The sequence below is a fragment of the Amnibacterium sp. genome, assembly GCF_025463795.1.
Lineage (GTDB): Bacteria > Actinomycetota > Actinomycetes > Actinomycetales > Microbacteriaceae > Amnibacterium.
Window position 1 is genome coordinate 1 of record NZ_JAODBE010000061.1, and the last position, 8,027, is coordinate 8,027.

At 74.3% G+C, this 8,027-nt stretch carries 10 protein-coding genes and 1 pseudogene; 4 read left to right on the forward strand and 7 right to left on the reverse strand.

Going from position 1 to position 8,027, the window contains the following annotated elements:
* Nucleotides 1-117: 117 nt before the first annotated feature.
* From JWQ92_RS05995 to JWQ92_RS06010, 4 genes are all read right to left on the reverse strand, one after another.
* A complete protein-coding gene (locus tag JWQ92_RS05995; protein WP_297343557.1) occupies nt 118-258 on the reverse strand; it encodes a hypothetical protein in 141 nt (46 codons plus the stop codon).
* Nucleotides 258-677, reverse strand: coding sequence for a pilus assembly protein CpaE (locus tag JWQ92_RS06000; protein ID WP_297343558.1), 420 nt, complete (start codon nt 675-677; stop codon nt 258-260). The genes JWQ92_RS05995 and JWQ92_RS06000 overlap by 1 nt, the downstream gene beginning before the upstream one ends.
* Before the next feature lie 226 nt (nt 678-903).
* Nucleotides 904-1,242, reverse strand: coding sequence for an Lsr2 family protein (locus JWQ92_RS06005; protein ID WP_297343559.1), 339 nt, complete (start codon nt 1,240-1,242; stop codon nt 904-906).
* Nucleotides 1,243-1,769: 527 nt separating this feature from the next.
* Complete coding sequence (locus JWQ92_RS06010; RefSeq protein WP_297343560.1) at nt 1,770-2,396, reverse strand: nucleoside/nucleotide kinase family protein; 627 nt, start codon at nt 2,394-2,396, stop codon at nt 1,770-1,772.
* Between the two features lie 76 nt (nt 2,397-2,472).
* On the opposite strand from JWQ92_RS06010, the gene JWQ92_RS06015 reads away from it, so the two are divergent.
* Nucleotides 2,473-3,465 (forward strand): aldo/keto reductase, encoded by a 993-nt coding sequence (locus tag JWQ92_RS06015; protein WP_297343561.1) that lies wholly within the window; start codon nt 2,473-2,475, stop codon nt 3,463-3,465.
* Nucleotides 3,466-3,491: 26 nt separating this feature from the next.
* On the opposite strand, the gene JWQ92_RS06020 is transcribed toward JWQ92_RS06015, so the two are convergent.
* The 3 genes from JWQ92_RS06020 to JWQ92_RS06030 form a co-directional block, all read right to left on the reverse strand.
* Entirely contained in the window at nt 3,492-4,532 is a 1,041-nt protein-coding gene (locus tag JWQ92_RS06020) for an NAD-dependent epimerase/dehydratase family protein (protein ID WP_297343562.1), read from the reverse strand.
* A gap of 104 nt (nt 4,533-4,636) precedes the next feature.
* Complete coding sequence (locus JWQ92_RS06025) at nt 4,637-5,005, reverse strand: hypothetical protein (RefSeq protein WP_297343563.1); 369 nt, start codon at nt 5,003-5,005, stop codon at nt 4,637-4,639.
* Between the two features lie 28 nt (nt 5,006-5,033).
* Nucleotides 5,034-5,966: a trypsin-like peptidase domain-containing protein gene (locus JWQ92_RS06030; RefSeq protein WP_297343564.1), complete on the reverse strand. Its 933-nt coding sequence runs from the start codon at nt 5,964-5,966 to the stop codon at nt 5,034-5,036.
* A gap of 61 nt (nt 5,967-6,027) precedes the next feature.
* On the opposite strand from JWQ92_RS06030, the gene JWQ92_RS06035 reads away from it, so the two are divergent.
* From JWQ92_RS06035 to JWQ92_RS06045, 3 genes and pseudogenes are all read left to right on the forward strand, one after another.
* On the forward strand, nt 6,028-6,384 hold the full coding sequence (locus JWQ92_RS06035) for a hypothetical protein (RefSeq protein WP_297343565.1): 357 nt from the start codon (nt 6,028-6,030) through the stop codon (nt 6,382-6,384).
* A 171-nt stretch (nt 6,385-6,555) separates the two neighbouring features.
* Complete coding sequence (locus tag JWQ92_RS06040; RefSeq protein ID WP_297343566.1) at nt 6,556-7,479, forward strand: methylenetetrahydrofolate reductase; 924 nt, start codon at nt 6,556-6,558, stop codon at nt 7,477-7,479.
* Nucleotides 7,476-8,027, forward strand: a pseudogene (locus tag JWQ92_RS06045) (5-methyltetrahydropteroyltriglutamate--homocysteine S-methyltransferase); the annotation flags it as partial. The gene JWQ92_RS06040 and the pseudogene JWQ92_RS06045, both read left to right, overlap by 4 nt.

The following is an 8,027-nucleotide window of genomic DNA, read 5'->3' on the forward strand; positions in this document are numbered from 1 at the left end:
CCTCGCGGCCGCGGGACTCGCGGCGGCGGCGCTCGCGCATCGCGTCACGCCGGATCTGCGCGGCAGGGACGCCGGCCCCGTGCCGGACACCGCCCCGGTGCCCGTGCAGCCGAGCTCCTAGCGGTCCGCGTCGCGGTCGTCGGTCCCCTCGTCCTGCGGCGGGGGCGGCGGCGCCGCGACCCGGTCAGGGGCGAGCAGGAAGGCAGCGATCCCGGCGACCGCGGCCAGCCCGGTCGCCACGGCGGCGATCGTCAGCATCAGCCGGTGGCATCCCCCACCTCGGCGAGCACGGCGAGGCCGTAGGCGTCCTCGGCGGTGTCGGCGACATGCTCCCGCTGCTCGCCGCGGAACACGGTGACGACCCGCCAGCGGCCGTCGTCGCCGCGCTCGAGGCTCGTGAAGGTGGCGCGCAGCGCCTCCCGCAGCTGGTCCTCGCGGGGGAACCAGAGCGCGTCCTCGATCGCGACCGAGTCGAGCGCCCACTCGGTTGTCCCGTTGAAGCCGAGGACCGTGCCCGTCGGGTACTGGTGCGCCTCGATCGTCATGTCGCTGACCGTGAACAGCTCCGTACCGGTGGCGTCCATGTCGTGGGACAGGAACTGGAAGCGGTCGCCGGCGGCCGGGCGCCAGACGAGCCCCGCCTCTCGGAGCCGGAGGGCGAGCGCGCGGGAGATCATCGGGTCAGGATACGAACCGAGTCCCCAAGGCGGCCAGGAGCAGCGTCGCGACGGCCACCAGGCCGACGAGGATCACGGCCAGGGCCACGAGGACGCGACGCGACGCGCCGGACCGCCCGGGCGTCGGCGACGGCCCTCGCCCGGATGCACGACCGCGCGCGGACGTCATCGGCCCGCGCGCGGTCGGCGGTGGATCGCCTGCGTGATCCGGTGCTGTTCGATCCGGTCAGTTGGCGGCGTTGTACGCGGCCTGGACATCGGAGGGGATGCGGCCACGGCTCGAGACCGTGAAGCCGTTCTTGTTGGCCCACTCACGAATGACCTTCAGGTCGCCCTTCGGGGCCCGCGAGGAGGTGGACGCCTTCGCCTTGACCGCGACATCGGCCTTTCGCGCGGCATTGACGTAGGGCGTGAGCGAGCCGCGGAATTCCGCAGCGTGGTCGCTCGTGAGATCGATGGTGTAGCTGACGCCGTCGAGAGCGAAACGCACGCTCTCGCCCTCGCCGTCCTCGATCGGCTGCTGCGTGAGGTCGTCGACGAGCTGGACGATGTACTTCTGAGCCATTGGTGAGGATCTTCTCCTGGTCTGCGATCACGGGACGCACCGGAGCAGGTCCGGTGTTCGGCGAGAGTCTAGCGAAGAATTCGACGAATTCCGCATCGAATGCGCGTGTTGTGTGTTTTCTTCGCGCTTTCACCATTCGAGAGCCGTGCTCAACACGGACACCGAAAGCCGCGACCCCTGCGTGAGCGCCGCTGCACCCTCGATCCCCGTCGTTCCGGGGCGGCCGGGGCCGCACGTCGCGCCGATCCGGTCGACGGGAGCGGATCGGCAGGCACATCGCTTCCGCCTCCACGAGCCTCGCGGGACGATCGGGGACGGCATTCGACGTCCCGCGGGCCGCCCGGCGGCGGCGTCCCCGCTTTCCAGGGCGTCGCGCCGATCGGTGACGACCGTGATAAGCCGTGGGCGCCCTCGGAATGCCGAGGTGAGTCGGCGCAGCAGCCGGAGCCGCCTGCGCGCCGGTCGGTCGCCCGCATATCACCGGGCAGCCGGCGCCGGCGGTTATCCGCCGATGCGGTGGCGCCGGTTCATTCCGCCAGGAGCAGGAGATCGGCGAGCGCCGCGGTCGGCGCGATGGTGGCCGCATTCGGCTCGTCGACATCGTGCACCCACGCCTCGGCGGCCGGTCGGCTCTTGCCGAATCGCACATGCCGCTCGACGAGCCGCGAATAGCGGACCGCCGGGTCGATATCCAGATACCAGGCGGCATCGAGGAGCGGGCGGATGCGCGCCCACGGCTGATGCGGCAGCAGCAGGTAGTTGCCCTCCGTGATCACGATGCCTGTCGCCGCAGGCACCGCGATGCTGCCGGCGATCGGCTGCTCCAGCTCCCGGTCGAAAGCGGGAGCCCACACCGTCTCGCCGCCGGCCGCGATGCGGGCGAGCAGCGCCGCGTAGCCGGCGCCGTCGAAGGTGTCCACCGCGCCCTTCGCCCCACGCCTGCCGAGGGCGTCGAGGGCCACGTCCGCGAGGTGGAAGCCGTCCATCGGCACGATCGCGACGGGCACGCCGCGCGCGGACAGCGCGGCGCCCACCGTCTCCGCGAGCGTGGACTTTCCCGCGCCGGGCGCCCCGGCGATGCCGGCGAGCACCCGCGGGCGCATGGCGGCCAGGTCCTCGAGCCGGTCGGCGAGGGCCTCCGGGTCGGCGCGCATCCCCTCATTCTGCCGGTGCGCATCCTCCGTCCAGGCCGCCTCCAGTAGACCTGGTCGTCGACGGAAGGACGCACACATGGAGCAGCGCACGCTCGGCGGTCAGGGCCTCGTGGTCTCGGCCGAAGGACTCGGATGCATGGGGATGAGCGCCTTCTACGGCGCGCACGACGACGCGGAGTCGACCGCCACGATCCGGCGGGCCCTCGACCTCGGGATCACCTTCTTCGACACCGCGGACGTCTACGGGCCGTGGACGAACGAGCGACTCGTCGGCACGGCGCTGGCGGACCGTCGCGACGACGTCGTCGTCGCCACGAAGTTCGGGAACGAGATCGACGAGAACGGTGCCCGCACCGGCCGGGTGAACGGCTCCCCCGACTACCTCCGCAAGGCGGTCGACGCCTCCCTCGATCGGCTCGGCATCGACGTGATCGACCTCTACTACCAGCACCGCGTCGATCCGAACGTGCCGGTGGAGGACACCTTCGGCGCCCTCGGCGAACTCGTGCAGGCCGGCAAGGTGCGGCACCTCGGCATCAGCGAGGCGTCCGCGGCCTCGATCCGGCGCGCGCACGCGGCGGCGCCGTTGACGGCCGTGCAGACCGAGTACTCGCTCTTCACCCGGGACGTGGAGGACAACGAGGTGCTCGCCACCGTGCGCGAGCTCGGCATCGGCTTCGTGCCGTACTCGCCGCTCGGGCGCGGCTTCCTGTCGGGACGCATCCGATCCGTCGAGGACTTCGCCGAGGACGACTTCCGCCGCACGAGCCCGCGGTTCCAGGGCGAGAACTTCACGAAGAACCTCGACCTGCTCGACCGGGTCGTCGCGATCGCGGACGAGAAGGGCGTCACCCCTTCGCAGCTGGCCCTCGCCTGGGTGCTCGCCCAGGGCGACGACGTCGTGCCGATCCCCGGCACGCGCCGCATCGCGAACCTCGAGGAGAACGTCTCGGCCGTCGAGGTGGCGTTGACGGACGAGGACCTCGCGCGGATCGACGAGGTGGCCCCGTCGGGATCCGTCGCCGGCGAGCGCTACGCCCCGCAGGGCATGGCCTCGCTGAACCACTGACCGGAGCCCCCGACGGGGTGCGCCCGCTACTGCGCCATCGGCGGCCGCGGACGCCGCCCGAGGTGCGGCGAGGCGGCCTCCACCTCGTGGTCCGCGACCCCGCGGATCGCCTCGCGCAGGGCGTCGATCGCATCGACGGTCGGCGCCCACCCGAGCTCGGCGCGGGCGCGCTCGGTCGACATGACGGGCACGCTCGTCGCGATGTCGAGCCACCCGGGGTCGAGGCGGATGAGATGCAGCTGCCAGGCCAGCCAGATCGCGCCGCGGACCGGGGCGATCCGCATCGGCACCCATCGCGCGCCGAGCACCTCCGCGACCTCGTCCGGCCCGACGACCGGCTCCGCTGCGACGTTGAACGCGCCGCCCGCCCGCCGGTCGACGGCACGCCAGAAGGCGTCGCCCAGGTCGTCGACGTGCACGACCTGGGAGACGGCGCGCGGGGGCATCGGCAGGACCGGCAGCGGCACCCGGGTGAGCCACCGCACGGGGACGAGCGGGCCGACGAACAGCCGGATCAGGTCCGCCCCGGCACGCCGGTTCATGACGAGGCCCGGACGCATGCGGGTGACCACGACGTCGGGGTGGTCGCGCTCGAAGACGTCCATCATCCGCTCGATGCGGGCCTTGTGCCGGCCGTAGTGCGAGCTCGCGATCGAGCCGGTCGGCCACGTCTCGTCCACGCGGCGCCGCTTCGGCCCCTGGCTGTAGGCGCCGACCGACGACGCGACGAGCACCTGCGGCACACCGGCCGCGGCGACGGCCTGCAGCACGTGCCGCAGGCCTCCGACGTTCGTGGCGGCGAGCACGCGCTCGTCGTGGTTCGGCTGGAGCAGCCACGCGAGGCTGATGACGGCGTCGGCGCCCGAGAACGCGAGGGTGAGGTCGCGCACGGCCCTGTCCGCCGCGACGTCGATGGCGTGCCAGAAGACCCCCGCGTACGGCGCCGGGGCGTCGGGGGCGGGCACCCGCCGGGCGACACCGACGATCTCCACCCCCGCCTCCCGCTGCAGCCGGCGCAGCACGCCGAGCCCCACGTTCCCGGTCGCTCCGACCACCACGACGCGCATCCGGCCCCTTCCCGTCGCGCCCACGCTACGAAGGGCCCCGGGCGGTCAGGCGGGAGGGCGCCGGTTTCCCACCGGATGCTCGGCCCCGGTGGGGTGCACGGGGGTCAGAGGAGCCCGGCGGCGATCGCATAGCCCACGACCGCGACCGCACCGAGGCCGAACGCGGTCGTCACGCTCACGAGCGCGCGTTCCACGACGGCCCCGTGGATCGCCGCGGGCTCCTCGATCGCGGGTCCGGCGAGGTGGACGGCGGCCATCGCGCCCTCGAGCGTCCGGAACCGCCCGTGCACGTCGCCGCCCGGGCCGATCAGCGTGTACCGGCGACCGCGCTCGACCGTGGCGACGGTGGCCCCGCCGACGGAGGCGGCCCAGAGCCGCGTGCCGAGGCGTCGCCAGGAGATCGGCAGCCGGCGCGCGCCGCTGCCGGATCCGTCGGTGCCCCAGATCACGCGGTACCTCGCTTCCGGAGTCACCGTACCCTGCTGCCGGAGCCGGGCGAGGTCAGCCGCGGTCGGCCTCCTGCAGCTCGCGCGGCTCGACGATCACGTCGACGAGGGCCCCGTTGCGCCACACCGTCATCTCGACCGGCACGCCGATCGCTCCCTCCACCATGAGCGCCTGCACCTCCGTGACGGTGCGGACGGGTCGCCCGGCGAGGGCCACCACGACGTCGCCGCGCCGCAGCCCGGCCCCGTCAGTGGGGCTGCCGCCGATCACGTCGGCCACCTGCAGCCCGGTCGGCGAGCCGATGCGGGCGGCGAGCTGCGGGGCGAGCCGGATCCGGGCGCCGGCGATCCCGAGCCAGGCGCGGCGCACCCGGCCGTTCGCGAGCAGCCCACGGATGATCTCCCTCGTCGTCGCGTTGATCGGCACCGCGAGCCCGAGCCCGATGCCGGCGACGGCCGTGTTCACGCCGACCATCCGCCCGGATCCGTCGGCGAGCGCGCCGCCGCTGTTCCCCGGGTTCAGCGCCGCATCCGTCTGGATGACCTCGTCGACGACCCGCCCGCTCGTCGTCGGCAGCGACCGGCCGAGCGCCGACACGATGCCGGCGGTCACGCTGCCCGCGAGCCCGAGCGGGTTGCCCAAGGCGACGACCAGCTGCCCCACCCGCAGGCGTGCGGCGTCGCCGAGCTCGACCGGCGGTGGCACCGGGCCGCGGGCGCGCAGCACGGCGAGATCGGAGAGGGTGTCGCGGCCGACCACGTCGACCTGCACGGTCGTGCCGTCCGGGAAGTCGGCCTCGGCGGTCCTCGCGCCGGCGACGACGTGGGCGCTCGTCAGCAGCACGCCCCCGTCGGCCACCACCGTCGCGCTGCCGGCGCCGCCGCCGCGCGCGGTGCGCACGGCGAGGCTCGCCACGCTCGGCAGCACGGTCTCGGCCACGCCGACCACGGTGCGGGAGTAGGCGTCGAGGAGGGATGCGTCGTCCATGCGAGCAGCATCCCGCCGGGCGGAGGGCCCGGGGCGCGGGTTCGCTGCCGGCGGACCTGGGATGCTCGACGCCATGGACCTCGCCCGCAAGCTGCAGCTCGCCCCCGGCCAGCTCCTCGCCGTCCTCGGCGCTCCGGGCGACGTCGACCTCGGGGGGCTGCCCACCGATCCGGACGGCGCCGCGGTGCTCGTCTTCGTGCGGACGGGCGCCGAGCTCGACGGCCAGGATGCGTCGGTCGCGCTGGCGGCGGCGCGCGAGGACCGGCTCAGCTGGATCGCCTACCCGAAGGGCGGCGCACTCGGCACGGACCTCAACCGCGACCGGCTGGCCGCGGCCGCGACGGAGCGGGGCGCGCAGCCGGTGCGCCAGGTGGCGATCGACGGCACCTGGTCGGCGCTGCGCCTCCGGCCCGCCTGACGGGGCGTAACCAGGCGTCACTGCCCCTCCCGAGAACGGGCCGGACGTCCTACTCTCGAAGGTCACGTCCGGAGTGCCCGGACGGTCAGCGACAGCCGAGCCCGGCGCCCGCTGCGGATCCGCGCTGCCGCGCGCGTCCGTGAGGAGCGAGCGGGAAGGAGGTCGAACGAGATGCCGGTGCCCCGTGTCCCCCACTCGTTCGAGCTCTACCCGCCGCGCACGCCCGCGGCGGCGGCCGCCCTGCCGGCGGCGCTCGACGCGCTCGCCGCGACCGGGCCCAGCTGGTTCTCGGTCACGTTCGGGGCGGCCGGTTCCGGGACCGACGCCTCGTTCGACCTCGTCCGGCTCCTGCGTGCCCGCACGGGGGTGGAGGTGATGGCGCATCTCACCTGCGCGGGCTCGTCGCACGCGCAGGCGACGGCCCTGGTGCGCCGCTTCCTCGACGACGGCGTGCATCGGTTCCTGGCCGTGCGCGGCGACCGCCGCGACGACGCCGGGCCGACCGACCTGCGCTCCGCCGCGGAGCTCGTGCAGCTGATCCACCGCGTCCAGGCCGAGCGGGAGCCGTGGGCGCTGCATCCGCTGCCCGGCCTCCCCGGCGTGCAGTCGATCGGCGAGGACCGGCCCCGCGCCCACGTCGCGGTCGCCGCGTTCGTGAACGGCCACCCGGACGCGCGGGGGCGCACCGACCACCTCGACGCGCTGCTCGCGAAGCAGGTGGCGGGCGCCGAGCTCGCGATCACGCAGCTGTTCTTCCACCCGGAGGACTACGTGGCCTTCGTCCAGCGAGCACGGCGCTGGGGCGTGACCATCCCGATCGTGCCCGGCGTGCTGCCGGTGACGAGTCCCGCCCGGCTGCGGCGGGCGCTCGAGCTCTCCGGCGAGGACGAGCCCCGCGACCTCGCGATCGCGCTCGAGATCGAGCCCACCGTCGAGGGCCAGCGCGAGATCGGGATCGCGCACGCGACCGCGTTCGCGGAGGCCCTGCTGGCCGCGGGCGCACCCGCGCTGCACCTCTACACCTTCAACCAGTCCGACGCCGTGCTCGAGGTGCTGCACCGCCTCGGCCTCATTCACACCAAGGAGCCCGCATGACCGACTTCCCCTCCGCCACGATCCTCGGCTACCCCCGCATCGGGCGCCGCCGCGAGCTGAAGCGGGCCGTCGAGGCCTACTGGGCCGGGCGGATCGACGCCCCGGCCCTCGAGGCCGCCGCCGCCGACTCCCGCCGGGCGGTTCGCGCCCGCCTCGCCGAGCTCGGGCTCGGCCGCGACGACTCCGCGATCCCCGAGTCGTTCAGCTTCTACGACCACGTGCTCGACACCGCCCTGGCGATCGGGGCCGTTCCCGCCCGGTTCGGCGACCTGAGCGCGACCGACGCCGCCGGTCGCCTCGACGCCCTCTTCACGCTCGCGCGCGGATCCGCGACGGAGCCCCCACTCGAGATGACGAAGTGGTTCGACTCCAACTACCACTACCTCGTGCCCGAGATCGACGAGGGCAGGGCGTTCCGGGCCGACGCCGGCCGGCTCGTCGACCTCGTGCGCGAGGCGGCCGAGGACGGCTTCCGCACCCGGCCCGTGCTGGTGGGACCCGTGACCCTGCTCGCGCTCGCGAAGCCGGCGAGAGGCGCCGCGCCCGGC

Bases quoted from the DNA above. Each gene is read 5' to 3' on its own strand.
- JWQ92_RS06000 (WP_297343558.1), bottom strand. From the start codon at position 677: ATGATCTCCCGCGCGCTCGCCCTCCGGCTCCGAGAGGCGGGGCTCGTC.
- JWQ92_RS06040 (WP_297343566.1), top strand. From the start codon at position 6,556: ATGCCGGTGCCCCGTGTCCCCCACTCGTTCGAGCTCTACCCGCCGCGC.
- JWQ92_RS06015 (WP_297343561.1), top strand. From the start codon at position 2,473: ATGGAGCAGCGCACGCTCGGCGGTCAGGGCCTCGTGGTCTCGGCCGAA.
- JWQ92_RS06035 (WP_297343565.1), top strand. From the start codon at position 6,028: ATGCTCGACGCCATGGACCTCGCCCGCAAGCTGCAGCTCGCCCCCGGC.
- JWQ92_RS06020 (WP_297343562.1), bottom strand. From the start codon at position 4,532: ATGCGCGTCGTGGTGGTCGGAGCGACCGGGAACGTGGGGCTCGGCGTG.
- JWQ92_RS06030 (WP_297343564.1), bottom strand. From the start codon at position 5,966: ATGGACGACGCATCCCTCCTCGACGCCTACTCCCGCACCGTGGTCGGC.
- JWQ92_RS05995 (WP_297343557.1), bottom strand. From the start codon at position 258: ATGCTGACGATCGCCGCCGTGGCGACCGGGCTGGCCGCGGTCGCCGGG.
- JWQ92_RS06010 (WP_297343560.1), bottom strand. From the start codon at position 2,396: ATGCGCGCCGACCCGGAGGCCCTCGCCGACCGGCTCGAGGACCTGGCC.
- JWQ92_RS06005 (WP_297343559.1), bottom strand. From the start codon at position 1,242: ATGGCTCAGAAGTACATCGTCCAGCTCGTCGACGACCTCACGCAGCAG.